Origin of the sequence: Lysinibacillus sp. RS10 (assembly GCF_041956855.1) — a bacterium.
In the GTDB taxonomy this organism is placed as follows: domain Bacteria; phylum Bacillota; class Bacilli; order Bacillales_A; family Planococcaceae; genus Lysinibacillus; species Lysinibacillus xylanilyticus_A.
In genome coordinates, this window is record NZ_CP167122.1 from 2322062 (window position 1) to 2348404 (window position 26343).

Sequence of the window (26343 nt, forward strand, 5' to 3'; positions counted from 1 at the left end):
CCTTGTCTTTTAAAGATAGATATGGTTATAATAATCTCGAAAAGTTCATATGGAAAGAATGTAGGGGGGCTGGTAGTTGCCAGCTGAGATTGTGTCCGATAGACGCTGACCCTTTGAACCTGATTTGGCTCGTACCAGCGGAGGGAACATCTATTCAAAAAAAGAAAATTTTTGATACTGATTGTAAAACGTCTGGGGGAATCCTAGGCGTTTTTTTATGTTTTTGTTATATGCGATAACCTTGGGTGCATACTGACTGTGGATACGCTTTCTTCTGGTTAAAACATTCGTTCATGAACACTTTCAAATTACTTCCTAGGAGGATTCAGCATGAAAAAATGGTTATTGATCCTAATGGCTGCGCTTTTAACACTTGTCGGCTGTAGCGAAAAAGAGGAGACAAAGGATACTAAGGGTAAAAACGATGCGAATGCATTAAAAAAGGTATCGGTCGTGCTAGATTGGACACCGAACACAAATCACACAGGGTTATATGTAGCGGAGAAACTTGGTTACTTTAGGGAACAGGGCTTAGATGTTGAGATTTTATTACCTGGCGAAACGGGTGCTGATCAGCTAGTGGCGTCTGGTAAGGCACAGTTTGGTGTAAGCTATCAGGAAGGAATTACACAGGCACGTGTGCAGGGTGTACCTTTAGTATCAATTGCAGCGATTATTCAACATAATACTTCTGGCTTTGCGTCAATAGCATCTAAAGGGATTAAGTCACCTAAAGATTTTGAAGGGAAAACATATGGTGGTTGGGGTGCACCGGTTGAACAGGCTGTCCTACAATCACTTATGCAAACAGAAAATGCGGATATTAATAAGCTAGATATTGTTAATGCAGGCGATTTAGATTTCTTCACAATGATGCAAAAGGATATTGATTTTGCGTGGATTTATTATGCATGGACAGGCATTGAAGCAGAACTTCGTGGTGAAAAGCTGAACATGCTTTATTTAACAGATTATAGCGATCAGCTTGATTATTATACGCCTGTACTTGCTACAAATGAAAAAATGATTAAGGATGATCCAGATACGGTAAAAGCATTTGTCGCTGCTACTACAAAGGGCTATGAATATGCGATAAGTCATCCAAGTGAGGCAGCTGATATTTTATTAGAAGCGGTACCTGACTTAGATAAAGAGCTTGTGCATAAAAGTCAGGAATGGCTAGCAGATAAATATCAAGACGATGCCGCTCAATGGGGTGAGCAAAAGCTGACTGTTTGGGAAAACTACGCTAAATGGATGGCTAGCAACAAGGTTTTAGAGGGCGAATTTAACGCAGAACAAGCATTTACAAACGACTTTTTACCGAAAAAGGAGACAAAATAGCATGGCAAATTCATTAGTAAGCGTACAAATTATCCCGAAAACTGAAAAATATGAAGATGTGATCCCTTATGTCGATGCGGCAATTGCTATTATTGACGCATCAGGAGTGAAATATGAAGTACACCCGCTCGAAACGACGATGGAGGGTGAGCTATCGTCGTTGCTACAAATCATTGAAAAAATGAATGTTAAAATGATTGAACTTGGTGCGATCAATGTTATTACACAAGTGAAAATTTTATATCAGCCATCAGGTATTAAAATGGAGACGTTAACGGAGAAATACCATTGATGAGGTCGGCAATAAAACAAGGAAGGACGATAATTTTTATCGCCTTCCTCTTATCTATATGGGAACTAATTGTCCGTTTTGCAGACATTCCTCATTGGCTATTGCCTGCACCGAGTGCCATTTTGAAAGAAGGTTTTCAATCGTATGATACGTTCTTGCCGCATGCATTAGCAACTGTTCAACTAGCACTTCTAGGTCTTGCCATTGGGATATTGTTCGGGCTAACGGTTGCTGTGATATTACATCGTTTTACGTTTATTCGGGAGCTATTTTACCCTATTCTCATAATGTCACAAAATGTCCCTGTGCTCGTCCTAGCACCGTTATTAATCATTTGGTTTGGATTTGGTTTATTGCCAAAGCTTATTATTATTTGCCTCGTGTGCTTTTTCCCCATTGTGATCTCGGCAATGGATGGCTTCCGTCAAACCTCGCCGGAGCTGAAGCATTATTTTGAGATGATCGGTGCAACGAAAGCACAAACCTTTTGGAAGCTAGAATGGCCGTACGCGTATCCAGCAATTTTTTCAGGCATTAAGATTGCAGCAACCTATAGCGTAATGGGAGCTGTTATTGCAGAATGGCTAGGGGCGAAAAAGGGGATTGGTGTCTATATGACATTAGCACAGTCTTCATTTCGAACAGACCGCGTATTTGTAGCGATTTTTGCCATTGTTTTTTTAAGTTTACTATTATTTAGTGTTATTCGATTAATAGAAAAGCTTGTCGTGAAGGGGAGAGGATTACATGCTCAGCATTCAAAACATTGATAAATCATTTGATTCTCTTCAAGTTATTCGTAATTTATCTTTTGAAGTGAAGGATGGGGAATTTGTTGCGATTATTGGTCCATCAGGAAGTGGAAAAAGTACACTCTTTCAATTAATTGGTGGTGTGTCTTCCATTGATAAGGGAGCTATCTTATTAAACGGGACAGATATCCAGCAAAAAAGAGGAACGATTGGCTATATGCCTCAGCAGCCATGCTTACTGCCGTGGCGTACGATAGTAGAAAATGTCACGATTGTTGAGGAGCTGCAGCAAAAACCGAATATTGAACGTGCTAAGGAATGGTTAGACAAAGTGGGACTTGCATCGTTTGAAAATGCGTATCCAAATGAGCTGTCTGGCGGTATGCAACAACGAGTATCATTTATTCGTGCCATCGTCAGTGATAAGCCCATATTATGCCTAGATGAGCCGTTCTCTGCACTTGATGAATTTACAAGGCTTGAAATGCAGGCGTGGCTTTTATCGATATGGGAGGAATACCGAAAATCAATTCTATTTGTGACGCATAGTATCGAGGAAGCGCTTTTTTTAGCCGATCGCATCATTGTCTTAACGAAAAGACCAGCTACGGTTAAAAAAGAAATACTCGTTCCTTTTGCTAGACCGCGAACAGAGGAAATTCGCCATTCCACAACGTTTACTGCTTTAAAGCAACAGTTATTTATGTATTTAAAAGAAGAAAAGGATGACGTAAATGTTGATTGATGCGCATATTCATTTAGAGCAGTATAAGGAAAGTACTATACCGGCTTTACTAGAGGAAGTTGACCATGTGATTGCCGTGAGTATGAACCTTCCATCGTGTGAAAAAACGTTGAAGTTGTCGAAAACCTATGCAAAGATCAAGGCTGCATTTGGTTTTCATCCTGAACAAGCGTTACCGAGTGCTGAGGAGGAAGAGGCATTATTTACTTGGATACGCCAGCATGCTCATGATATGGTAGCGATTGGTGAGGTCGGATTACCTTATTATTTGAAACAAGAGAAGGCTATTGATGATCGTCCGTATGTGGCATTGTTAGAACGTTTTATTATGCTGGCGAAGGACTTACATAAACCAGTTGTTTTACATGCCGTTTATGAGGATGCGGCTATTGCTTGTGATTTGTTGGAAAAGCATCATGTAACGAAAGCACATTTTCATTGGTTTAAAGGCGATGACAAAGTGATTGAACGGATGATTTCTAATGGGTACTTCATTTCTGTCACGCCTGATTGTACGTATGAAGCGGAGATTCAACAGCTTATCAAAAGATACCCAATCGAGCTGATGATGGTAGAAACAGATGGACCATGGCCGTTTGAAGGTCCTTTTAACAATAAACGGACGTCTCCTTGGATGATGGATCATTCTATTGAGGTTATTGCTTCAATAAAGGGGATCAAAACGCAGGAAGCGGCACACATCATAACAAATAATACGACAACATTTTATAATTTATAGCAAAAAACACAGCTGTTCTTTTAAAGAGTAGCTGTGTTTTTTAAAAGTAATAGAATCGCTGATAAAAGTGCCAGCATCGCTGATAAATCTCCAACATCGCTGATAAAAGTGCCAGAATCGCTGATAAACCCTCAATCATCGCTGATAAAAAATAGTAGAATCACGATAGCCTACATACGGTTACGAAGGTGTTTAAAGGAACGTCCACTATTAAGCGAAAGTTTAAAAAGGGATCTATTTATTAACTCAACAAATGATCAGATGCAAACAGTAATTTCATATTAAAATGCTAGAACTTTTTTCAGCTATTAATTTATTAGGGGTGACTTTATCATTATGATCAGCCACCTCAGGATGGCTCATTAAAATCAAAACCCAACCACTAATAATCCTCAGAGTGGTTGGGTTTTCTATGCTTTGTATAATCTTGGTCGATGCTTTCTTTTTTTGTTTTTGTTAGTCGTTCATGTGTGCTGAAAGGGGAGAACTGACGATTTTTTTCAACGTCCTTCCCTTTCGTGCGCTTTACATGCATGCGTTTCTTTTTTGCTTTTGATTGTGTCATGATCATTACCTCCAACTGGTTTTGTAAATATAGTACCTAATACGGAAGAAAAAGTAAAACCTCGTAAGTATGTAACTTACGAGGCGGTTGTCATATGATTAGTGAGATACATCCTGTACAGAAATACCTGTGTTTGCTTTAACTTCCACTTCACGATATTTTTTGGCATCTGATTCTTTAGAAAGTAATGTTCCAATGAAACCTCCAAGGAAACCAAGTGGTACAGAGATTAAAGCTGGGTTCGTTAACATAATTAACGGTTTACCTACGAAAATGGCTTTTCCTTCAACTGGATTCCAGATGTTTGGTGAAACTGCTACAAGTACTAATGCAGAGATTAAACCTGTTAACATTGCCGTTACAGCACCAGCTGTATTAAAGCGTTTCCAGTAAATTGTATAGATGATTACAGGAAGGTTAGCTGAACCTGCAATACAGAATGCAAGTGATACTAAGAACGCTACGTTTAATGTTTGTGCACCAAGCGCTAATAAGATAGAAATAATAGCGATTGTAATAGAACCAATACGTGCTGCAAGTACTTGCTCTTTTTCTGTAACTTTGCCTTTTTTAATGATTTGTCCATAAATATCATGTGACAGGGCAGATGCACCAGAAAGTACAAGACCAGCTACTACCGCTAAGATTGTCGCGAAAGCTACCGCACATACGAATGAGAATAGGATGTCGCCACCAAGTGCTTCTGCAAGAAGTGGGGCAGCCATGTTACCAGCAGCGTTCGCTTCAATAATCGCATCTTTACCAACGAATTTAGCTGCACCAAAACCTAGGAAGATAGTAAGTACGTAGAAGATACCAACAATCCAAGTAGCCCAAATAACTGAAGAACGAGCAGTTTTCGCATCTTTTACAGTGAAGAAACGCATTAAGATATGTGGAAGACCAGCTGTACCTAAAACTAAAGCGACTAACATTGAAATTGTATCAATACCATTTGTGTATTTAAGACCTGGATTCAGATAAGCTGCACCGCTATCAGTAGCAGTTCCCATTTCTTTGAACATTGTCGAAATGCTAAAACCAAACTCTTTTAATACTAAGAATGAAATAATGACAGTACCTAACATTAAAAGACAGGCTTTAATAATTTGTACCCAAGATGTTGCCGTCATACCGCCGAATAATACGTAAGTTGTCATCATCACACCTACGATTAAAACTGCGATCCAATAGTCGATTCCTAAAAGTAATTGAATAAGTGCTCCTGCACCAACTAGTTGTGCAATCATGTAGAATAAAACAATTGTAATAGTGCTTAAAGCTGCTGTACCACGAACTTTAGAGCTGTCGAAACGCGCAGTGATCATGTCAGCTAATGTGAATTTACCAAGGTTACGTAATGGCTCAGCAACGATGTATAATACCACTAAGTATGCTACTAAATAACCAATAGAGAAGAAGAATCCATCAAATCCAAATAATGCAACTGCTCCAGCAATCCCTAAGAAAGAAGCTGCTGATAAGTAGTCACCAGCAATGGCTAGTCCATTTTGCCAGCCTGTTAATCCACCACCTGCAGTGTAGAAATCACTTGCAGAAGAAGTGCGTTTAGATGCCCACCATGTAATAACTAATGTTAAACCAACAATGGCTACGAAGAAGAAGATCGCTGTAAAGCTCATTCCGTTAGTCATCGGCGGCCACCTCCGTTTTCATATTCTTCGATAATCGCCTTTGCCTCTTTATCAAATGTATTCGCTTTTGCTACATATAAGTGACATAAACTCCAAGTCATGATGAATAATCCTGCTGAATATACCCACACCCAAGTAATTTCCCCAAATGCCTTTTGGTGTAGGATCGTCGTGTACGAAGTAAGAATTGGAAGTAACATGTAAGCTGCTAAAAAGATTACAGTTATTGACCAAAGAAATGAATTCTTTTTTCGTACAAGTGATTTAAATGATTCTTGATGTGCAATTGCATCATAGTCAATCACGACGGCCTTGTTTGTTTGATTGTTCGCCATTAACATTCCCCATTTTGTGTTTATTTTTACTGCTTAAATACTAAAATATGCTAATTTAGTGAATTCACATCTTCATTTTATGAGAGAGTTCACAAAATTGCAATACATTTCAGAAAAATTATGAAAAAATAATTTTCAGAAAAAAAGTCTTGAAAGAGAAAATATACAACAAAGCCTAGAAATTAAAGGGTTATAGAAAATTCAGATAAATAAACAAGTTAGGTCAATTCTAGATTTTAAAGCAAAAAATAGGGTTGCATTTTGAAAAAAAGAATGATTTTTTCTTAAAAAATAAACACTATTTACTTTGTGAGAATTGTTTTTTCTTCGTTTTTTTAAAAGTGAATAGTATTGTTCAATAAGTTAATTGGTAAATTTTTCGTAATAAAAAAATAAAAAACTCGACCAAAAATCGAGTTTTTTAATATGATATTTTTATTAAATGGATAAGAAAAATGATAGATGTAATTGTAATAATATGGTTTTTAGTGAGAAACGTCAGAAACAGATACACCTGTATTTGCTTTAACGCGAATTTCTTTATAAATGCGATCTGCTTCTTCCTGTGGTACTTTGTTTGAAGATAGAACAGAGCCTAAGTAACCCGCGATAAAGCCAAGTGGAATCGTAATGACTGCCGGTACTGCTAAAGGCACAATCGGGTTACCGACAAAGATTGCTGCACCTTCAACAGGACTCCATACATTCGGTCCCATAGCACCTAAAACTAAGCATGATACTAAACCAGTTACCATTGCTGTAATAGCACCAGTTGAATTGAATTTCTTCCAATAAATTGTGTAAAGAATAACTGGTAAATTTGCAGAAGCGCCAATACAAAATGCAAAGGATACTAAAAACGATACATTCAAGTTTTGCGCAAATAACGCTAGGATGATCGAAACAATGGCAATAGAGATAGAGCCAGTACGTGCTGCTACAACCTGTTGCTTTTCCGTTAATTTACCACCTTTAATAATTTCACCATAAATATCATGAGAAATGGCAGAAGCACCTGTTAAAACTAAGCCTGAAACAACAGCTAGAATTGTTGCGAACGCTACTGCACCGATAAATGCCATTAGCACATCACCACCCAAGTAGTGGGCAAGAAGTGGGGCAGCCGTGTTACCTGCCTTACTTTCGGCAAGAATATTATCTAATCCTACAAAGTTTAATGCTCCAAAACCTAAAAAAATAGTTAATGAGAAGAAAATAGCTGTAATCCAAGTCGTCCATGAAATAGAAGAACGAGCCGTTTTGGCATCTTTCACTGTAAAGAAGCGCATTAAAATATGTGGTAAACCAGATGTTCCTAAAACAAGCGCCATCATCATCGAAACAGAGTCAATTGTACTTGTATATTTCATCCCTGGTACAAGGAATTCTTCACCATGTTCCATAGCAACCGTATCAAACATTTTCATAAGAGAGAAATCGAATTTAGCTAATACTAATACAGCTAATAAGCCTGTTCCGAATAATAGAAGACTAGCTTTAATAATTTGCACCCAAGAAGTAGCTGTCATCCCACCAAATAATACATAAGTAGTCATCATAACACCTACGATTAAAACCGCAATCCAGTACTCAATACCAAATAAAAGTTTAATAAGGGCACCTGCACCTACTAATTGCGCAATCATATAAAGAATAACGATGATAATTGTTCCTGTCGCAGCAACACCACGAATACGTTTTTCGTTGAATCGTGAAGTAAGCATATCAGCTAAAGTATAACGACCTAAGTTACGCATTGGCTCTGCAATTACATAAAGAAGCACTAAGTTAGCTACTACATAGCCTACAGAGAAGAAGAAACCATCAAAACCAGTTAAAGCAATCGCGCCAGACACCCCAAGAAATGCGGCAGCGGATAAATAGTCACCAGCGATCGCAAAGCCGTTTTGCCAACCTTTAAGGCCTCCGCCAGCAGTATAGAAATCAGCGGCAGAAGACGTACGCTTTGCTGCGATATATGTAACAACAAGTGTTAAACTAACGATTGCTAAAAAGAAACCAACGGATACTAAGTTCATTTATTTTCCACCTTTCGCATGATACTCTGCAAGCACCGCCGCCGCAGCTTTATCGAATGAAGAAGCTTTTTTCACATAGACTGTACAAAGAACAATTGTCATAATGAATAATCCTGCTGAATAAATCCAAACACCCGTAATATTTCCGAAGACTTTTTGTTGTAGTACAGGTTGAAAAGCAAGGATTGGTAGCAAAATATAAAGGATTAAAAACCCTGCTGTAATCGAGAAAAGGAAGGTATTCTTCTTTTTCACGAACTTGTTGAACGATTCCATAGCTTCAATTGCATGATAATCAACTGATTCTATATGTTTGTTCCCAGAAACATTAGCCATTATTATTCCCCCTAAAGTGTTATATTTCTGTTTTAAACGACAAATTTCTTTTTAAGTCGTCGTTATATTCACTTATTTTATGGGGTAGTTTCTTATAATGCAATACTAAATTTTGAGTTTTTATAATTTTTAATCTCTTTCGAAATGTGGAAATAACATAGAAATATTAAGGATTTAATAGAAATAATCCGTATAAAAGAGAACGGAATTATCCATAAGAATAATATTATTAAAATAGTTTAATGATAATAAATTCGAATGTAGGAGAAAAAATGAACATAAAAGAGAATTTTGTGGAAATTGTTATTGTGTCATTAAATAACGGAAGCTCATAAAACGCAAAAAAACTTTGTTATACAACAACGGATGTGGTGTCTCGGGAAATAATCGAAATAGTAAAAAAAGCTTCGAAAAAATTTTTAAAAAAACATGAATTCTTATGCCAAAATCATACAATGAACAAAGTTTTGACATAAAAAAATGAAAGGATATGGTCATAATCTTGTATTTGGTTACTATAATTTATACAATTAACAACGATGGTAAATTGAAGGGAAGTGAGCAAATTTATGAAAAAGAAAAGTGTCATGATTGTTTTGATACTAGCATTAAGTAGCGTGTTAACTGCTTGTGGTAGTTATAAATTTGAACCAGAAATGAATATAGAAGTACAAGACTTCTCGGTAACAAATCAAAAAAATGAACAGGTTAGTCTTGATACTTTTAAAGGTAAGCCATGGTTAGCTATGTTTATCTTTACTAATTGTACTACCATTTGTCCACCAATGACGTTTAACATGACAGAGGTACAAAAGGCACTTCAGGATGAAGGCATAGAAGACTATCAAATCGTAGCTTTTAGTGTGGATCCTGAAGTTGATAAACCAGATGTGTTAACAAATTACTTAAAATCATATTCAGTGCCTGATGCAAGTAAATGGCAGCTATTAACTGGCTATGATCAAAAGTTCATTGAACAGTTTGCAATGAAATCGTTTAATTCACACGTAAAAAATGATCCGAATTCTGACCAAGTTATACATATGGGAAGTTATTACTTAGTCAATGCTGATGGGATTGTTGTGAAGGATTATAGCGGTAACACAGAAGTACCAGTTGAGACGATTGTGGCAGATATGAAGGCGTTAACTAAGTAAAAAGTGATAACTCAGAGGTTTGAAGGGCCTCTGAGTTATTTTTTTGCTGTAATTGATAAAACAAAAATCGAACATTCTATTACTACCATAGGAGCAAATTAATTAATGTAGATAAATGAATTTGCTTAAAGTGTTTTTTTCTATTAAAGGGCATACATCAGTAGTTGTTACAGGTAATGAGAAAGACATCAAACAAGAACCATATGGAGGTATGATAGAAGTATTAATCCAAGACTTATAGGAGATGAACATTCGTATTCTTTCATTCAAACCAGGTGCTCATATGGTTACATTGAAACACACGTTCAAGAACATGGTCTTACGTTTTAAGAGGGCGAGGTATGTATAACATAGACAACGAATGGATGCACGTTGATAAAGGTGTCTTCGTCTTTATGGACGCTTATACACCGAAAGCAACTTATGCAATCGGTTTAGCAGTTATAGAATTTGCAAAATTAGATCATGAGGCATAAACATCAGATATTAATGCGACAATTAAAAGTCAATTTGGAATTGATAGGCTTTTGGTCAATTGTATTCCATAAAAAAATTTGTTAAGATAAAAATACAATTATGAGAGGACTGATGGATGGACAATGATTAACTAATCTATATTTTATTTGAAATGAATAACTTCAAACTACAAAATATAGGATTAGTCTGTCCATTTTTATAAATCAGTTATACTTTGTTGTCATGATTCCAATGGCAAAAAGAACTTATTTAATATAAGTGAAAGACTAATCCTTCCAATGACAAATTGGGGGGATTTTTTATTCTCTCATAGTCACTTAAATCTAATAAATAAAGGAGAGAGAGAAATGAGCGAATCAGACACGATTGTTACGCATGTAATACTCCGTATAAGTCGTTAATATCCATCAAACTTATACGGAGAAATTTAGAATAGATGGATGTGCCGACTTTGTATAAAGAGTAAAAAGTGTTGATATACAAAGGAGGAATTATCATGTCAATGATTAAAGTTCAAGATTTAACTTTTTCTTATCCAGGTAGCTTTGACAATATTTTTGAAGGTGTAAACTTTCAAATAGATACGGATTGGAAACTCGGATTTATTGGTAGAAACGGACGAGGTAAAACAACATTCTTTCATTTATTATTAGGGAATTATGAGTATAGCGGGAAAATCATTTCTTCTGTAGAATTTAATTATTTTCCTTATCCAGTTTCGGATAAAAACAAGTATACTTATGAAATCTTTGAAGAAATTTGTCCTCAAGCTGAAGATTGGGAATATCTTCGTGAAATATCCTATCTAAATGTTGATGCCGAGATCATGTACAGACCATTTAATACATTATCAAACGGAGAGCAAACTAAGGTGTTGCTTGCTGCACTTTTTTTGACTGAGGGTCAATTTCTATTAATTGATGAGCCAACCAATCATCTAGACACGGATGCACGAAAGACGGTCTCTGATTATCTAAGGAAGAAAAAAGGGTTTATTTTAATTTCACATGACAGAATCTTTTTAGATGGATGCGTTGACCATATTTTATCTATCAATCGGGCAAATATTGAAGTGCAAAGTGGTAACTATTCTTCTTGGAAGTTAAATTTTGATAGACAGCAGGAACACGAAGCGGCAGTAAATCAGCGTCTACAAAAAGACATTGGGAGATTAACTCAGTCTTCGAAGCGTTCAACAGGTTGGTCTAATCAAGTGGAAGCTTCTAAGAATGGGACGACGAATTCAGGTTCTAAGTTGGATAAGGGTTTTGTAGGACATAAAGCGGCAAAGATGATGAAAAGAGCAAAGAACATTCAATCAAGGCAACAAAAAGCTATTGAGGAAAAGTCAAAATTGCTAAAAAATGTGGAAAAAACGGAGACATTAAAAGTAGAACCATTGGAATTACATTCAAAGGAATTGATTGTTTTGGCGGATGTGTCTGTTAAGTACGATGACCAAATTGTGAATAAGCCAATTAGCTTTAAAGTTGAACAAGGTGACCGAATTGTACTGGATGGAAAGAATGGAAGCGGTAAAAGTAGTATCCTAAAACTAATTCTAGGAAATCCGATACAGCATTCAGGCTCAATACATTTAGGTTCAGGCCTCATTATTTCCTATGTCCAACAAGATACTTCTCATTTGAAGGGACTGTTATCGGACTTTATTGAAGAGCATCAGATTGATGAAACGTTGTTTAAATCCATTCTACGTAAGATGGATTTTGACCGAATTCAATTTGAGAAAGATATATCTCATTATTCTGGTGGACAAAAGAAAAAGCTGCTTATAGCCAAAAGTTTATGTGAAAAAGCTCATTTATATATTTGGGATGAACCATTAAATTTCATTGATATTTATTCTCGCATGCAGATTGAAGAGCTTATTCAAAGATTTAATCCCACAATGGTTATTGTTGAGCATGATCAGGCATTTCAACAAACAGTTGCAACAAAAACAATAAACATTCGTTAAATGGAGAAAGCATCGGTGTAAAAACCGATGCTTTTTTTAACGCCATAATAATTGTTGTTTCAGAAATTTTAAAGCGAAGAAGAGAACACGAATCATTTCAGAGAAAATTTGATTAGAGGGAAATCGCCGGTTGAAAGTTTCCCAATTGAGCGTAATGATTCATGACATTTGAGCTGTGCTAAGGAACTAGCAACCTGTACAGGCGTTATCTGCATTCAATGAGCTACTGATGTATTTGTATGAGAGGATTTGGGTAGAACCACGGGTAATCAACACATGCTCGTCTTTCAGTAATGGAAGCTATGTGGAAATTCTGGAAGCGGCAATTGAAAAGAAGGGGATTGAAGCTATGAATTGTTAGAGACGAGTGTTCGTAATCAATCCTGAAAAGATAATCAACGAACTATTTAGTGATAAATAATTAATAATGTTCGTGTTTCTTTAATGAAAATGCTATTTGTCCATCAGCTGGAGACTTCATGGATTGAATAAAACACGAACATTATATATAAAAGTAATTTCTTTACTGATTAAGGATGTAACGCCTAAATAATGAAACACAATTTATTAGGAAAATACATAAAAACTGCTTTAGATCACTAAATGTTAAGATCTTCTAGAGAATTGAAACAGCTTCGTAGGCACAGAGATTTTACTGGGAATAGTTCTTGAGACTGCGTTAGAAATGGAAGAGAAATTCGGTGTGTACTAATGGATTTAGAAAACAATCTTTATAAGTCAGAGATTAGATAAAATAAAAAAACCGAAAGTTCAACTTGAGATGAACATTGATATTTCAACGAATTGCCATGAAAATATGCAGTCGAATGAGGACTTATCGATGGACCCATATGTATTGTATATTTAATGGAGTCAATTCATCAATCTGGCTGTTAAAATTCGAGATCCAAAACTGTTTAATATTCCACCAATTTTTATCATTCCGTCTCAATATTATTAGTATACTTTACAATGAAACATAACTTCCTATAATTTATATTATGTAAACTAAAATTATTTAACGTGGAGGAGGGCTTGGATACGTCAACTACCCAAATAATTGTATTGTATATGGACAAGAACTTTTAGACACTTTATTTTTTTTGAGTACAAGAACTTTTAGACATTTTTTTAGACAATACTTTGGGACACTCCCTGTATAATGTCCAAACAACCTTTACAAATATAAGCTGCTGTTGTCCATGTACAACTCAATCGTAACGTATACAACTTAGTCGTGACGTAAACAACCCAATCATGACGCACACAACTTAATAGTGATGCAAGAATCATTTAAAAAAAATAAAAAGAGGTTTATTTAACTGTTATCCAACAGTAAGTAAACCTCTTTTTCAATTGCAATCTTCAAGTGAGATTTCTGTATAATTCCCCTTTCCAAGAATTTAATTGTACTTTTAGGGTTAAATGTAGCTTTATAAAAAAGATTGATCATTTATAATAAAGATTGATTAAAAATCCTGTGTTGATACACTTTACATCGATTTCTCTTTTTTAAAAATATTAGCTAGTTTTGTCCCAGCCTCTCTGAATTATTGTAAACCTTGCCGATAAAGACAGCGCGGAGAACCGTATCACAAGTAACGGCAACGGTTTTGAAATAAAAGGCGAAGGAACCTTCTACGATGCGTTCAGGAGTTGCTTATTTTATTTTTCGAAAATAATAGTAAAAGTCGTCCATTCGTTTCGTACGCTTGCTACGGAGATCTCTCCACCGAGTCGATTTACAATGTTTCTCGCGATTGAGAGACCCAGTCCGTATCCGCTGATTGTGCTAGCCCGAGAAGGATCGGCTCGATAGAATCGGTCGAAAATATGGGGCAGGTCTTCCGCTGGGATCCCTTCTCCGCTGTTCTTGATAGTACAGACAATGCGATGTTTGTGCTGGTGAAGCGTGACTTCGATCTTACCGTCCTCATTGGCATATTTAAGGGCATTATCGTAAAGAATCGTGATCAGCTGCTGGAACAATTCCGGATCGCTGTTCATGACAACATCTTTCTCAATGCTGGAACTTACAGATAAGCCTCTGCGCCGAGCGGTCGTTTCCATGGATTGCATCATTGCTTCAATAGTAATACTGATATTAAAACGTGCTTTAGCTACAATAGCGCTCATGTCTTCGGTCTTAGCGAGAGTAAGCAGATCGTTTATGAGCTGCGTCATCCTGTCTATCCCAATCTTCATATAGTCCATCCACTTGAACTGACTTTCAATCGTTTGTTCTTTGTAAGTCAGGAGGACGTCATAGTTTGCATTAATAATGGAGAGCGGTGTCTTAAGTTCGTGCGAAGCATCAGTGACGAATTGCTTCTGTTGCTCCCATGCGGCAGCAATAGGTTGAATGGCGCGGCTTGCGAAGTAGCGGCTGATGAACCAGATCACGGCTAGCATAGCTACACTGACCAGTGTAAACGTAATCAGCAGATTTTTGAGCGTGTGAAGGCTGTCAGTTACATCTAGAAAAGCGATCTGGTACCCGTCGCTCCTTACCGACGGGTTCGGTTCAGACAACACTTTTCCATCTTTTTCAGCCCGAATACCAACTGTATTGGATATTGGCTTGACAACATATTGCCAGGTCCTACCTTCTAGACTTACGATGGACGGATGGTCTCGATTCTCCCATGCGATCTTGGCTGCTTTCGTATAGGTAGATTCGGGTAAATCCATGAAGGACTGTATATTTAGGATTTGGCCGTTTGAATCGACTTGGAATTGAAAAGATAGCGAGTCTCCTGCAGTGACGACGGTGGACACTGCCGAGTTTCCAGTCTCTCCTACAATGATGTTAGTGCTGGGTTCTGCTGAGGAGTTCTTGGAACCGACGATAGTGAAGGATTGCGGGCTTGCAATCGCTTCGAGCTTTTGTGTGTTGTTTGTTTGTATATTGTTGTAGGTCGCAAAGTAAACGACGGAAAAAGCAACAATCATGACGGCTGACGAGATGATCATGTGAAGTAAGAGAAACTTGTTGCGTAATTTAATGAACATGGCGTTTAACCGTCCTTTTTCTCACTTAGCGTATACCCGGCTCCGCGGAGTGTACGGATGGCGACTTGCGACTTGATGAGATTGAGCTTCTTGCGCAGCAGGGAAATTTGATTCTCCACATGACTGCTCTCTGCGTCTGAATCATAGCCCCACAGTTTCTCAATAATCACTTCTTTAGAGACGATAGCTTGCTTACGCGAAAGGAGTAACTCGAGTAACTGAGCTTCTTTTAAAGTTAGTTTAACCTCAGCGTTGTTACAGCTAAGGCTGAGGGAGTGAGGATTGAAGACAAGATCATCTAAGGTAAGGAGTCCGTCAAGAACCCATTCAGATCGCCTTCGCCCAAGTGCACGTAACCGAGCGAGTAGCTCTTCGGCGTGAAAGGGTTTGGCCAAATAATCATCAGCCCCGCAGTCTAAACCTTGAATTTTATCGTCGAGCCCACCACGAGCGGTAAGCAAGATTACAGGGGTGTTGATGTCATTTTGACGTAATTCCTCCAAAACGGTGAAGCCGTCTTTTTTGGGTAGCATGATATCCAATATGATAAAGTCATAGATTCCAGTAAAGGCGCAATCTAGCCCGAACTCCCCATCATGGGCTAAATCCACGGAATAATGATGGTTCTTGAGTACTTGAGCGATCGCTTCGGCGATATAGATTTCATCCTCTACCATGAGAATTCTCATCGTTCTTCCTCCGATCAAGGTTTATATTAATGCAAAGAGGCTGTATGTCAGCCACTTTGCGTAAACTATGGTTTTCTTACTTCGTGTTTATAGCCTTGCTTCTGTCTTGGGAACAAACTTTTCGAGGCCTTTTGGTGCATTTTTTGTCCAAGTCTTGCCGCCATCCGTCGAGTATTCAGTAACGCCATCAGCATTCTGTCTTACTGCAAAGCCGTTAAGCTCGCCACCTGCTGATTGAGCACCTACCGAAAGGGTCGAGCTTCCATCGGCATTCTGTCTTACTGCAATGTTAAGCACGCCACCTGCTGGTTGAGTACCTACCGAAATGTCCGAGCTTCCATCGGCATTCTTTGTAACAACCGCGCCTTTTGGTGCATTTTTTGTCCAAGTCTTGCCGCCATCCGTCGAGTATTCAGTAACGCCATCGGCATTCTGTCTTACTGCAAAGCCGTTAAGCTCGCCACCTGCTGATTGAGCACCTACCGAAAGGGTCGAGCTTCCATCAGCATTCTTTGTAACAACCGCGCCTTTTGGTGCATTTTTTGTCCAAGTCTTGCCGCCATCCGTCGAGTATTCAGTAACGCCATCGGCATTCTGTCTTACTGCAATGTTAAGCACGCCACCTGCTGGTTGAGTACCTACCGAAATGTCCGAGCTTCCATCGGCATTCTTTGTAACAACCGCGCCTTTTGGTGCATTTTTTGTCCAAGTCTTGCCGCCATCCGTCGAGTATTCAGTAACGCCATCGGCATTCTGTCTTACTGCAAAGCTGTTAAGCTCGCCACCTGCTGATCGAGTACCTACCGAAAAGGCCGAGCTTCCATCAGCATTCTTTGTAACAACCGCGCCTTTTGGTACATTTTTTGTCCAAGTCTTGCCGCCATCCGTCGAGTATTCAGTAACGCCATCGGCATTCTGTCTTACTGCAATGTTAAGCACGCCACCTGCTGGTTGAGTACCTACCGAAATGTCCGAGCTTCCATCGGCATTCTTTGTAACAACCGCGCCTTTTGGTGCATTTTTTGTCCAAGTCTTGCCGCCATCCGTCGAGTATTCAGTAACGCCATCGGCATTCTGTCTTACTGCAAAGCTGTTAAGCTCGCCACCTGCTGATCGAGTACCTACCGAAAAGGCCGAGCTTCCATCAGCATTTGCGCCTTTTGGTGCATATTTAATCTTGTTCATTCCGCTATTGGTAGAGTAGCTATTACTGCCTTTATCTGCTTCGACTGATAGGTTGTGAATATTGTCTCCATGTGCAGCGTAGATCGTGTCAGAGCCGACGGTTAGTGTCAGCACTCCGAATGCAGCGACAGCCAGGGCTTTATTCTTGCCAGTGTTCAGTAGGGACTCGAATTTTGTTTTCATAGTTATTACCTCCAAAGTGATGTTTATTGTATCGGCAATTACCGGCGATTGCCTTACAAGAACATCTTAAACGCTGAACCTTGAACGAACCTTGAATAATTCAAGGAATAAAAATGCATCATCTTGTTGCCATTGATTTGCTTTCCTATATAACTGAGGACTTGAACTAGCACTTCCTTTATTTCAGAAAACGTCCAGCCAAGATAACGAAGTACACACAGCTGCTCCACTAAGCCGAGTCGATAATAATCTCTTTGCCGCTGCTGGATGGTTTCAAGGTCATGTTGGGTAAATGTGAAATAAGTACCCAATTCCCACTCGCGGAAATCAGGTGGTATTTGCAAATATTGCAGCAGTTGAAATATAACCGAGGACAAAGGACACAGAGAGCATCCTTTGTCGTTCTATAAGGAGATAAGAAAGGGGTTAGCCTAAGTCATTGTTTAATGTCTTTTGGGATTAACCCGAAATCCTATTTTTATTTCTAAAATTTATAAATATAATATAGCATCGAATTTAAATAATGAAAAACTTTAATTTTTTTATTTCGTTACATGCGCGCGGTAAATCCATAAAGCTATTAAAAAAATACCCCAAAACAGAAAATTGAAACCTTTTTTAATTAAAGATGTGCAAAAATCTTATTCTCTTTAAACAAAATTTCGAAATTCTGCTTATCCTTGTTTATACTAGTCACATCTTTTTGAAGTTTTTGGTGTCTTGAAACGGTTTCAAAGGATTTTTCACTAATAGGAATTACCATCGTTCTCCTTCAACCTTTTAGAATAGATATTTGAAAAAACGCCTTGTAGTGTTTTAAGGTTACGTCACGTTTAAGTTGTGGTTAAAATTACGTGATCTTTAAAATTACATCACGACTCAGTTGTATTTTAATAAATTTAGGTTGCGTAAGAATCTGTATTTGCAGTGAATTTACATCACGACTAAATTGTGTGTAGACAGCTGTATCTTATAGATTATCAGCATTGCACATATGTCTTCAATAAAATAACCCCGTTCTAATTAGAATGGGGTTATGATTTAAATAAAACTTTATATTTTTTTAAGTTAATTAAAATATTTCTTCTGGATTTATCACTATGTCTTCTGGTTTTATCATAGAATTATTCGTCTTTGTAAGTGTTTCTATATCTTTTACTTCAAAATTCGCAGCATTGAGTTCACCGTTTATACTAAAAGTAAATTCTATAGTATGGGTAATAGTTTCATTCCCTATAGGGAAATATGGGCTTTCGCCTTTATCACGAAATGCATTCCAAAGATATAATGAGACAAAATGTTTAACATCTAAAGACCCGTAAATTATTATTTCTGAACCGTAAATTTCTCTTTCAAAGGTATTTAAAGATGTATTTAATAATGTGATTGACTCTAATTTAGATAAATTATAGCGATAATCATTGATTATATTGTTTATTTCTACTTCAGAAAGATCATCAATATAAAAACTTAGCTCTGATTGCAGTTCTTCCATAAATTCTTCCTTTATTACTTTTTCAACGTAAGATTCGTTTAGATTGCTATTTGCCCAATTAAGTAACTTAGTAAAACTTCTTTCTTCTTCTTTCTCTGTAATCAAATCTTTGATATTGTCAGAATTAGATGTTAGAAATTTCTCGATTGATTTATACGGCACTAATCGTTCTGTATCAGCAAGTAAATCTGGATGAATAGATTCTTTATCAGATGCATAGAATTCCTTCGTGTTATTTGACAGGAAATAACCAGATATCCCGTGTTTTTCTACATATTTTGAATAAGTTAACCAAATAACAGTATCTTTAAACTCCTCTTTTTGATAATCAAAAGGCTTTTTATTATTAAGGGCACGTTGAACTATTTCATTAAACATATCAAACTCTGTATGGGGAATAATAATTAAATGACCGTCTTTTATCATATTTTCATAAAAATCTATTAGTTCTGATAGATAAAATTCATCATCTTTGAAGGTGTGTTCTACGCTTGTCACAACTATTTTATTCAGCTCAAAGTGGGCTTCTCCAAAAGCCTTTCTTCTTTTTTTAAATTCACGTTTATAATTATTTATAACTTCCTGATAAACAACATTAGAAATAAAAATCTTTCCATCAATTTCTTTAATCGTTTTTAAGAAATTTCTAGCGAAATTCTCCTTAAAAAATGGATCAGGAAATAATATATTCGAATCCAAAAAAATATTCATCTTTTCACCACTATTAATATTTATAGACAATTTATATTATATCACTTCTTTTTTCCATTATAATGGTATCGTGCCATTTTCCGCGTAACATAGCTATTTTTTCTCTCGTACCAACAATTCTAAAGCCCATTTTTGTATGTAGTTGAATACTTGATGTATTGATGGCGAAAACAGATGATTGAAGTGTCCAAAATCTGGCCTTTTCACTCTCTTCAATTAGTATTTTAAACAACTTAGTACCAATACCATTCCCTTTACTCTCACTCGATATATAAACACTAACTTCACCAACTCCAGAATAAACAGCGCGTGTAGAGACGGGGGAAATTGCAATCCAACCAACCACTTTATTGTGTTCTTCTGCTACAAAACGTAAGGTAGCATGATGTCTTTCATCCCATATCTGTGCACTTGGCACAATTGTTTCAAAGGTTGCCATCCCTGTTTCGATTCCCTCTTTATAAATCTTTAATACCTCTTTTAAATCATTCTTTTCCATTTTACGAATAATTAGTGTGTCCATCCCATTTCCCCCTTAGTATTTTAAAAGGACTGCTAGCTTTCACTAACAGTCAAATTATTAACAACATGAATTTGATTGATTGGCAAGATTAATACCGCATACACCTGTTTCAGGTAACTCCAATTCCACACGTTTTGAAGCTTCTTCATCATTTGATAAATAAGCTGTTATTGAACGAACTTGTTCGTAGCCTGTTGCCATTAAAAATGTTGGTGCGCGCCCATAACTTTTAGCTCCGACTATGTAGAAGTCCTTTTCGGGTTGGCGTAGTATTTCTTCTCCATGCGCTCTTACTGTGCCGCAACTATGCACATTTGGGTCAATTAGTGGCGCTAATGCATGCACACTTTCAGTTGCTGAATCAATGGAAAGACGTAGTTCGCTGTTAATCGTAAGGTCTGGTCGATTTCCTGCATTGACAATAAGCTCTTCAAATCCCGTTAATACTTTTTGTTCTCCGTTAATAGTACCAACAATATGGATGCCCTTATCTTTCTTCACCTGAGAGATATAGAAAGGTGTTATTACTTCAACCTTACCTGTATCTACTAATTCGTGAATGCGAACACCGAGTGCGCCACGTGCTGCCAATGCATCTTTTTCTTCGCCACCATAGGCTTCTTCTACAGATTTTTTTCGCATAATCCACACTAGTTTTGTTGTAGGATGCTCTTCTTGTAATTCCGCAAGTGCCAATAAGGTATTGATAGCTGAATGGCCACCACCAATAACTGCAATCTTTTTATTGGCATATCTATTAGTATTCGTATTTATATCTGGGATACCATACTCAATGTGATCTGCTAATGCTTTTTCATTTTGTAGCCAAACACCTGTAGAATTTGCTGGGTTTGGATTTCCCCATGTACCCGTCGCATCAATAACAGCTCTCGCCTCAATGATACGGATGTCATTCTCATGTTCAATAAAAATATTAAAATACTGTTCTACTCGATTTTTTGTCTTCATCTTATCATTAAATTGTCGTGATACCCCTACTACTTTTGCGTTCAATTGAATGTTAGGCTTTATTTGTATTAACTCAGACAAAGGTTTTAAATAAAGATCAATTAATTCATGTCCTGTTGGTAACGTATCTAAATTAGGTTCTACCCAACCGGAGCCATTTAATAAAGCTTTAGCAGCTTTATTGATGTTATATCGCCATGGTGAAAATAATGTAACATGCCCCCAGGTACGAATATTATGTGCTATTTCATGCCCAGATTCTAGTAAAATAAATGCTTGCTTTTGTTCCACTAAATGAACAGCTGCAACTAATCCAATTGGACCTGCACCAATTATTACAATCGGTAAATTCTTATTGGGATTGTTAACAGTCTCCTGTACTTCAGTATTCTTAGTAGTATTACAACAAGATCTATTTAGGTTGATTACTTTAAGTGTTTTCATCATTAACTTCTCCTCTTTTTCGTTATATAAGGGAATGCTTATATAAAATGTATTTTTTACGTCTAGCAGTTAGCTAGACGTTTAAACTTTGAATGTGTAATTAACACATTTCAATTTCACACATTGTTTTACCAATTTCTTTTATAGCCTTTTCAAATTGCAACCATGTAGAAATGCCGTAACGATCCATATCTCCTTTAAAGAAGAAATCAAAAGCAAACTCTTTAGCCTGTATCAATGTGTATTCTCTACTATTCATAATTAACTTTAAATAAGCGATAAAATAATCTTTAGTCAATACGATAGCATGATTTACTGTCATTTTTAATCCTCCATTCAACGGATTGAATAACTACTATGACAGACAGTATATTCAAGGTTTAAAATTAGCAAGATTTTGGTGAATATCCTACTAACACTAAACCTAGTTCACCATTCTCTTCTTCTGCATGAATTGTTACGTCTTTTAATTGAGGAGCAATATCAGGATGAATGGCAACTTCGATCCCTTCAATTGTCTCTACTCCATCTTCATTTGTTGGTGCTTCTAAGCCCACACCTAAATTAACGCCACAGCAACCTGGAATGCCAAAGAAGCGAAGTGTTTTTACCTCTGAATCAGCTAATACTTGCTCTAAATAATTTTTACCTTCTGGACTCATTTTCATTTGATTTTCTCTCCTTTAAGTTCGTGTAACCCCTTTGTTCCAAGTGGTGGAGTTTTCACCCATGGAATTGCTACGAATTGATTGTTACTGATAGATTTGATTTCTTCAAACCATCTTGTTTCAGCTTGCTGTTTTTGAATTAATGTCGGACTTATTGTTTCGATAGATGAAAATGTCTGATTGACAACCCACCAATCAACAGATAATCCAGCACGCTGTAAATCTTTCTGTAAACGTGTTGCTTCAAAAACAGGTGTTGCTTCAGGCAATGTTACGATTGCTACACTTGTATAATTCGCATCACGTAATCTTGGTAACAAGTTTGAAACAGCTAGAGGGATTTCACCCTGCGAACGGCTTATTTCACGATGATAGGCTTCTGTAGCATCTAATAACAATAAGGTATGGCCAGTTGGAGCTGTATCAATAATAATTACTTCATCTTTATGATTCTCTACAACATTGGCAAATGCTCGGAATACTGCGATTTCTTCTGTACAAGGAGAAGCCAAGTCTTCTTTCACAAATGCTAAACCTTCTTCATTCATCGTTTCACTTACCTTTGCAAGCACATCTGCCTCATAGTTTGCAACTTCTACTTTCGGATCAATACGACTTACCGTTACATTTTTAACTTTGTCATCTCCGAATGTCCAATTTAGATGAGCGGCTGGATCTGTCGTAGTTAAATGTACGTGCATATCCTCTTCTGCTAATCTAAGGGCAATATACGAAGCAACCGTTGTTTTACCAACGCCACCTTTACCCATCGTAAAAATAATCTTTGGTTTCCGTTCTAAATAATCAGCAATTATTATTTCTATTTTAGGGATCGTCATATCCTTTTCTGATTTGTTTTCATGTGTGATAACCTTATCTGCCACCCATGCTTGCATACGCTCGATATTTGATAATGAGTATGGTACAAACGGTAAGTAGTATTGTTTAAATTGCTTTAATTCTTTAGGAATCAACTTCAATGCTTCTGTTTGGCGTGCAATGAATGCCTTCTCCATTTGATCATTAGAATTAAGATCTTGCATATAGCCATTTACTAGTAAGATCTGATTTTGAATACCGATTTCAAACAGTTCATGAGAAGCACGTGCTGCCTCTTTTAAAGGGTTTTCGTCTGGACGTGTCACAAGCATCAATGTAGTCTGTTCGGCGCTTTTTAAACGCTCAACAGCCTCTTTGTAAATCTCTCGTTGTGGCTCTAGTCCCTTTAATGGGCCTAAGCAAGATGTACCAGTCGTGTTATCATCTAGAAATGTAGACCACGCAGAAGGTAGTTGTAATAGACGTAATGTGTGCCCTGTTGGTGCTGTATCAAACACGATTGTGTCGAAGTTTTCAATCACTGAACTATCTGTCAATAGTTTTGCAAATTCATTAAATGCAGCAATTTCAACAGTACATGCACCTGAAAGTTGTTCCTCCATGTTTTGAAGAACTACATCAGGAAGTTTCCCTCGGTATGGGCCAACCATCTGCTCTTTGTAATTTTGAGCTGCCTGTTCAGGATCTAAATTTAATGCAAATAAATTGTCTATACCTTCAATTTTTGTAGGTGTATTAGAAAGTGTTTGACCGAAAATATCTTGTAAGTTGGATGCTGGGTCTGTACTAATTAACAGCACCTTTTTCCCCTCATCTGCAATAGCTATTGATAAGCTACAAGCAACAGATGTTTTTCCAACGCCCCCTTTCCCTGTGAAAAAGAGGAAAGGGGTATCCGGAAATCGACTTATTGTAAAGCGCTCCATTTTTACGCATCTCCTTTTAGTGATAAGCGTACTTTTGGTTTTTGTAATAGCTCTTCTTCTGAAAGTCCTGACCACTGTGAAAATTGTTCATTTGTAGGGTATTTCCCTTTACAAAGTAATTCTCCATCTACAAACGTTGCAGGTAGGGCATCCATTCCTTCTGACATTAGGAGCTGATTGATTGCTTCATTTTCCACAAAAGCATTGGGCTCGCTTGTAAGATTAAAACGTTCAGCTTTTATATCTGCTTTCTTTAAATTATTCATTACAAATGACATACGTAATAACTCTGGGTCAATAGATGGTCCACATAAGCCCGTAGAACAGCACATTGCTGGCTCATAAATATGAATTTTTCTCATTTTATTTCAGCTCCTCTACTACAAATTGTTCAATACGTTTCCCAATAGCATCACGTACGGTTTGGAAAACTACCCACTTCTCTTCTTCAGAACCTGATGCCTTTGCTGGATCTTTAAATCCCCAATGCTCACGACGTACATGAGATGGCATCATCGGACATTTATTTGCTGCATCTCCGCAAAGCGTAACAACTAATGTTGAATTGTTTAATGTCTCAAAATCAATTAAATCAGATGTATGGTTTGAAATGTCGATTCCTACCTCTGCCATAGCTTTGATTGCACTCGGATTAACTCCATGTGCTTCAATCCCAGCACTTTTAATTGTCCAATCTGTAGGCAATAATTTTCTTGCCCACCCCTCAACCATTTGACTACGGCAAGAGTTACCTGTACATAAGAAATAAAGTGTGTTTGTCATAAAAAGTACTCCTATAATTTAATGGTTTTAAAATATTTCTTCTGCCAACGCAAGGCAACCCAAACAAGTCCAATAAGTACAGGTACTTCGACAAGTGGACCAATAACAGCGGCAAAAGCTACTCCACTATGAAGTCCGAAAACACCTACAGCTACAGCAATTGCTAGCTCAAAGTTGTTACTAGCAGCCGTAAAAGAAAGGGCTGCTGTGACAGGATAAGATGCACCTACCTTACGTGAAGAAAAGAATGAAACTGCAAACATTATCACAAAGTAAATAAATAATGGAATAGCAATTCGTACTACATCAAGTGGTAATTCCACTAATTTCTCACCCTTTAAGGCAAACATCATCACAATTGTAAACAGAAGTGCAATTAAAGTAAGTGGCGAAATCTTTGGTAAGAAACTTTCCTCATACCACTCTTTCCCTTTTATTTTGATTCCTATTAAACGTGTTAGGAATCCAGCTGCAAATGGTATTCCTAAGTAAATAAGGACGCTTTTCGTAATTTCCCACATGGAAATCGATACATTAAAATTATCTAAGCCAAACCAACCAGGTAAGACATTTAAGAAAAAGTAAGCAAAAATCGAATATGTTAATATCTGAAAAATAGAATTAAATGCAACTAAACCAGCTACATATTCTCGATCTCCACGTGCTAAATCATTCCACACGATTACCATGGCAATACATCGAGCTAAACCAATCATAATGAGCCCAGCCATATACTCCGGATAGTCTCGCAAGAATATAATGGCTAAGAAGAACATTAGAAACGGACCAAGTAACCAGTTTTGGAAAAGTGACAATAAAAGAACTTTCCAATCCTTGAACACACGCCACATTTCCTCATATTTTACTTTTGCCAAAGGTGGATACATCATGACAATCAATCCTATGGCAATAGGTATAGATGTCGTACCCACAGACATAGACTCTAAGGCTTCACCAATATTAGGCATTGTAATACTTAATAAAACGCCAATCGCCATTGCAACAAAAATCCAAAGAGTGAGGTAGCGATCTAAAAACGAAAGCTGTTTTGTTAAAGAATCATTACCCATTAATTTTCCTCCCCTATGTGTGTACAGTCAGAACCGCAATTGCATCCATTTAATGGCTCAATTTGTTCTAAAATACCTTTCATAAGTGGTGTCTGTTCCTCAACTAAGCGATAATGTTTCCATGTACCAACCTTTCGTTCAGTAATAATACCAGCCTCCTTTAATTTTCGAAGATGCTGACTAACTGCTGGTTGTGAAATCTCTAACACATCCACAAAATCACATACACAAACCTCCCCATTCTTCATGCATGCAAGTAATTTAATACGGTTCAAGTCAGCTGCTGCTTTTAATTGTTTTTCAATTAGTGTATTTTCCATCATATCTGCGCTCCTTGTATAACCATTTGCTTATATATAATTTAAAATAAAATCACCTTACCAATTACAGGTGACTACATTGATACATAACTATACACTTATATTATACTT

General features: G+C 37.1%; 26 protein-coding genes, 1 pseudogene and 1 riboswitch. Of the genes and pseudogenes, 8 read left to right on the plus strand and 19 right to left on the minus strand.

What is annotated here, in order from left to right:
- The first annotated feature begins 52 nt into the window (after positions 1–52).
- Positions 53–163: riboswitch (TPP riboswitch) on the plus strand.
- Between the two features lie 167 nt (positions 164–330).
- The 5 genes from ACB089_RS11900 to ACB089_RS11920 are packed head-to-tail and all read left to right on the plus strand — an operon-like array spanning position 331 to position 3872.
- The gene (locus tag ACB089_RS11900) at positions 331–1344 is read left to right on the plus strand and encodes an ABC transporter substrate-binding protein (protein ID WP_374966587.1); all 1014 of its coding nucleotides are present in this window, start codon (positions 331–333) and stop codon (positions 1342–1344) included.
- A gap of 1 nt (position 1345) precedes the next feature.
- Positions 1346–1636 carry an MTH1187 family thiamine-binding protein gene (locus ACB089_RS11905; RefSeq protein ID WP_374966588.1) on the plus strand — a complete coding sequence of 97 codons (291 nt, stop codon included), beginning with the start codon at positions 1346–1348 and terminating at the stop codon, positions 1634–1636.
- Entirely contained in the window at positions 1636–2406 is a 771-nt protein-coding gene (locus tag ACB089_RS11910) for an ABC transporter permease (RefSeq protein ID WP_374967549.1), read from the plus strand. Before ACB089_RS11905 ends, ACB089_RS11910 begins: the two co-directional genes overlap by 1 nt.
- Positions 2384–3133 carry an ABC transporter ATP-binding protein gene (locus ACB089_RS11915; protein WP_374966589.1) on the plus strand — a complete coding sequence of 250 codons (750 nt, stop codon included), beginning with the start codon at positions 2384–2386 and terminating at the stop codon, positions 3131–3133. Before ACB089_RS11910 ends, ACB089_RS11915 begins: the two co-directional genes overlap by 23 nt.
- Positions 3123–3872 (plus strand): TatD family hydrolase, encoded by a 750-nt coding sequence (locus tag ACB089_RS11920; protein WP_374966590.1) that lies wholly within the window; start codon positions 3123–3125, stop codon positions 3870–3872. Before ACB089_RS11915 ends, ACB089_RS11920 begins: the two co-directional genes overlap by 11 nt.
- A gap of 382 nt (positions 3873–4254) precedes the next feature.
- Here the strand turns inward: ACB089_RS11920 and ACB089_RS11925 are convergent, their stop codons facing one another.
- The 5 genes from ACB089_RS11925 to ACB089_RS11945 form a co-directional block, all read right to left on the minus strand.
- On the minus strand, positions 4255–4437 hold the full coding sequence (locus ACB089_RS11925; protein WP_374966591.1) for a hypothetical protein: 183 nt from the start codon (positions 4435–4437) through the stop codon (positions 4255–4257).
- 98 nt (positions 4438–4535) lie between these two features.
- The gene (locus ACB089_RS11930) at positions 4536–6080 is read right to left on the minus strand and encodes a cation acetate symporter (RefSeq protein WP_374967550.1); all 1545 of its coding nucleotides are present in this window, start codon (positions 6078–6080) and stop codon (positions 4536–4538) included.
- A gap of 8 nt (positions 6081–6088) precedes the next feature.
- Complete coding sequence (locus ACB089_RS11935; RefSeq protein WP_374966592.1) at positions 6089–6427, minus strand: DUF485 domain-containing protein; 339 nt, start codon at positions 6425–6427, stop codon at positions 6089–6091.
- A gap of 485 nt (positions 6428–6912) precedes the next feature.
- On the minus strand, positions 6913–8466 hold the full coding sequence (locus ACB089_RS11940) for a cation acetate symporter (protein ID WP_374966593.1): 1554 nt from the start codon (positions 8464–8466) through the stop codon (positions 6913–6915).
- Positions 8467–8802, minus strand: coding sequence for a DUF485 domain-containing protein (locus ACB089_RS11945; RefSeq protein ID WP_068984300.1), 336 nt, complete (start codon positions 8800–8802; stop codon positions 8467–8469).
- A 569-nt stretch (positions 8803–9371) separates the two neighbouring features.
- Between ACB089_RS11945 and ACB089_RS11950 the strand changes: the two genes are divergently transcribed.
- The 3 genes and pseudogenes from ACB089_RS11950 (at position 9372) to ACB089_RS11960 (ending at position 12414) form a co-directional block, all read left to right on the plus strand.
- Positions 9372–9959, plus strand: a complete 588-nt coding sequence (locus ACB089_RS11950; RefSeq protein ID WP_374966594.1) for an SCO family protein — start codon at positions 9372–9374, stop codon at positions 9957–9959.
- 142 nt (positions 9960–10101) lie between these two features.
- Positions 10102–10435, plus strand: a pseudogene (locus tag ACB089_RS11955) (cupin domain-containing protein); the annotation flags it as partial.
- Between the two features lie 497 nt (positions 10436–10932).
- Positions 10933–12414 carry an Lsa family ABC-F type ribosomal protection protein gene (locus ACB089_RS11960; RefSeq protein ID WP_374966595.1) on the plus strand — a complete coding sequence of 494 codons (1482 nt, stop codon included), beginning with the start codon at positions 10933–10935 and terminating at the stop codon, positions 12412–12414.
- A gap of 1665 nt (positions 12415–14079) precedes the next feature.
- On the opposite strand, the gene ACB089_RS11965 is transcribed toward ACB089_RS11960, so the two are convergent.
- From ACB089_RS11965 to ACB089_RS12030, 14 genes are all read right to left on the minus strand, one after another.
- Positions 14080–15426 carry a sensor histidine kinase gene (locus tag ACB089_RS11965; RefSeq protein ID WP_374966596.1) on the minus strand — a complete coding sequence of 449 codons (1347 nt, stop codon included), beginning with the start codon at positions 15424–15426 and terminating at the stop codon, positions 14080–14082.
- A 5-nt stretch (positions 15427–15431) separates the two neighbouring features.
- The gene (locus ACB089_RS11970; protein WP_374966597.1) at positions 15432–16115 is read right to left on the minus strand and encodes a response regulator transcription factor; all 684 of its coding nucleotides are present in this window, start codon (positions 16113–16115) and stop codon (positions 15432–15434) included.
- An 87-nt stretch (positions 16116–16202) separates the two neighbouring features.
- Positions 16203–17483 carry a sialidase family protein gene (locus tag ACB089_RS11975; RefSeq protein WP_374966598.1) on the minus strand — a complete coding sequence of 427 codons (1281 nt, stop codon included), beginning with the start codon at positions 17481–17483 and terminating at the stop codon, positions 16203–16205.
- A gap of 53 nt (positions 17484–17536) precedes the next feature.
- Complete coding sequence (locus ACB089_RS11980) at positions 17537–17860, minus strand: DUF4158 domain-containing protein (RefSeq protein WP_374966599.1); 324 nt, start codon at positions 17858–17860, stop codon at positions 17537–17539.
- Between the two features lie 695 nt (positions 17861–18555).
- Complete coding sequence (locus ACB089_RS11985; RefSeq protein WP_374966600.1) at positions 18556–19689, minus strand: PIN domain-containing protein; 1134 nt, start codon at positions 19687–19689, stop codon at positions 18556–18558.
- A gap of 31 nt (positions 19690–19720) precedes the next feature.
- Entirely contained in the window at positions 19721–20212 is a 492-nt protein-coding gene (locus ACB089_RS11990) for a GNAT family N-acetyltransferase (RefSeq protein ID WP_374966601.1), read from the minus strand.
- A gap of 57 nt (positions 20213–20269) precedes the next feature.
- Complete coding sequence (locus ACB089_RS11995) at positions 20270–21625, minus strand: NAD(P)-binding domain-containing protein (RefSeq protein WP_374967551.1); 1356 nt, start codon at positions 21623–21625, stop codon at positions 20270–20272.
- 100 nt (positions 21626–21725) lie between these two features.
- Positions 21726–21947 (minus strand): hypothetical protein, encoded by a 222-nt coding sequence (locus ACB089_RS12000; RefSeq protein WP_374966602.1) that lies wholly within the window; start codon positions 21945–21947, stop codon positions 21726–21728.
- 64 nt (positions 21948–22011) lie between these two features.
- Entirely contained in the window at positions 22012–22293 is a 282-nt protein-coding gene (locus ACB089_RS12005) for a Fe-S cluster assembly protein HesB (protein WP_374966603.1), read from the minus strand.
- Positions 22290–24059, minus strand: coding sequence for an arsenical pump-driving ATPase (arsA, locus tag ACB089_RS12010; RefSeq protein ID WP_374966604.1), 1770 nt, complete (start codon positions 24057–24059; stop codon positions 22290–22292). Before arsA ends, ACB089_RS12005 begins: the two co-directional genes overlap by 4 nt.
- A gap of 2 nt (positions 24060–24061) precedes the next feature.
- Complete coding sequence (gene arsD, locus ACB089_RS12015; RefSeq protein ID WP_374966605.1) at positions 24062–24421, minus strand: arsenite efflux transporter metallochaperone ArsD; 360 nt, start codon at positions 24419–24421, stop codon at positions 24062–24064.
- A 1-nt stretch (position 24422) separates the two neighbouring features.
- On the minus strand, positions 24423–24842 hold the full coding sequence (gene arsC / locus ACB089_RS12020) for an arsenate reductase (thioredoxin) (RefSeq protein WP_374966606.1): 420 nt from the start codon (positions 24840–24842) through the stop codon (positions 24423–24425).
- Positions 24843–24853: 11 nt separating this feature from the next.
- On the minus strand, positions 24854–25912 hold the full coding sequence (gene arsB / locus ACB089_RS12025) for an ACR3 family arsenite efflux transporter (protein ID WP_374966607.1): 1059 nt from the start codon (positions 25910–25912) through the stop codon (positions 24854–24856).
- A complete protein-coding gene (locus ACB089_RS12030; RefSeq protein WP_374967552.1) occupies positions 25912–26232 on the minus strand; it encodes an ArsR/SmtB family transcription factor in 321 nt (106 codons plus the stop codon). Before ACB089_RS12030 ends, arsB begins: the two co-directional genes overlap by 1 nt.
- Positions 26233–26343: the final 111 nt, after the last annotated feature.

Coding starts and splice junctions, on each gene's coding strand:
- ACB089_RS11960 (WP_374966595.1), top strand. CDS start 10,933: ATGTCAATGATTAAAGTTCAAGATTTAACTTTTTCTTATCCAGGTAGC.
- ACB089_RS11975 (WP_374966598.1), bottom strand. CDS start 17,483: ATGAAAACAAAATTCGAGTCCCTACTGAACACTGGCAAGAATAAAGCC.
- ACB089_RS12000 (WP_374966602.1), bottom strand. CDS start 21,947: ATGACAGTAAATCATGCTATCGTATTGACTAAAGATTATTTTATCGCT.
- ACB089_RS11935 (WP_374966592.1), bottom strand. CDS start 6,427: ATGGCGAACAATCAAACAAACAAGGCCGTCGTGATTGACTATGATGCA.
- ACB089_RS11940 (WP_374966593.1), bottom strand. CDS start 8,466: ATGAACTTAGTATCCGTTGGTTTCTTTTTAGCAATCGTTAGTTTAACA.
- ACB089_RS11945 (WP_068984300.1), bottom strand. CDS start 8,802: ATGGCTAATGTTTCTGGGAACAAACATATAGAATCAGTTGATTATCAT.
- ACB089_RS11915 (WP_374966589.1), top strand. CDS start 2,384: ATGCTCAGCATTCAAAACATTGATAAATCATTTGATTCTCTTCAAGTT.
- arsC (WP_374966606.1), bottom strand. CDS start 24,842: ATGACAAACACACTTTATTTCTTATGTACAGGTAACTCTTGCCGTAGT.
- ACB089_RS11905 (WP_374966588.1), top strand. CDS start 1,346: ATGGCAAATTCATTAGTAAGCGTACAAATTATCCCGAAAACTGAAAAA.
- ACB089_RS11910 (WP_374967549.1), top strand. CDS start 1,636: ATGAGGTCGGCAATAAAACAAGGAAGGACGATAATTTTTATCGCCTTC.
- ACB089_RS12030 (WP_374967552.1), bottom strand. CDS start 26,232: ATGGAAAATACACTAATTGAAAAACAATTAAAAGCAGCAGCTGACTTG.
- arsD (WP_374966605.1), bottom strand. CDS start 24,421: ATGAGAAAAATTCATATTTATGAGCCAGCAATGTGCTGTTCTACGGGC.
- arsA (WP_374966604.1), bottom strand. CDS start 24,059: ATGGAGCGCTTTACAATAAGTCGATTTCCGGATACCCCTTTCCTCTTT.
- ACB089_RS11950 (WP_374966594.1), top strand. CDS start 9,372: ATGAAAAAGAAAAGTGTCATGATTGTTTTGATACTAGCATTAAGTAGC.
- ACB089_RS11990 (WP_374966601.1), bottom strand. CDS start 20,212: ATGGACACACTAATTATTCGTAAAATGGAAAAGAATGATTTAAAAGAG.
- ACB089_RS11965 (WP_374966596.1), bottom strand. CDS start 15,426: ATGTTCATTAAATTACGCAACAAGTTTCTCTTACTTCACATGATCATC.
- ACB089_RS11970 (WP_374966597.1), bottom strand. CDS start 16,115: ATGAGAATTCTCATGGTAGAGGATGAAATCTATATCGCCGAAGCGATC.
- ACB089_RS11900 (WP_374966587.1), top strand. CDS start 331: ATGAAAAAATGGTTATTGATCCTAATGGCTGCGCTTTTAACACTTGTC.
- ACB089_RS12005 (WP_374966603.1), bottom strand. CDS start 22,293: ATGAAAATGAGTCCAGAAGGTAAAAATTATTTAGAGCAAGTATTAGCT.
- ACB089_RS11925 (WP_374966591.1), bottom strand. CDS start 4,437: ATGACACAATCAAAAGCAAAAAAGAAACGCATGCATGTAAAGCGCACG.
- ACB089_RS11920 (WP_374966590.1), top strand. CDS start 3,123: ATGTTGATTGATGCGCATATTCATTTAGAGCAGTATAAGGAAAGTACT.
- ACB089_RS11995 (WP_374967551.1), bottom strand. CDS start 21,625: ATGAAAACACTTAAAGTAATCAACCTAAATAGATCTTGTTGTAATACT.
- ACB089_RS11930 (WP_374967550.1), bottom strand. CDS start 6,080: ATGAGCTTTACAGCGATCTTCTTCTTCGTAGCCATTGTTGGTTTAACA.
- ACB089_RS11985 (WP_374966600.1), bottom strand. CDS start 19,689: ATGAATATTTTTTTGGATTCGAATATATTATTTCCTGATCCATTTTTT.
- arsB (WP_374966607.1), bottom strand. CDS start 25,912: ATGGGTAATGATTCTTTAACAAAACAGCTTTCGTTTTTAGATCGCTAC.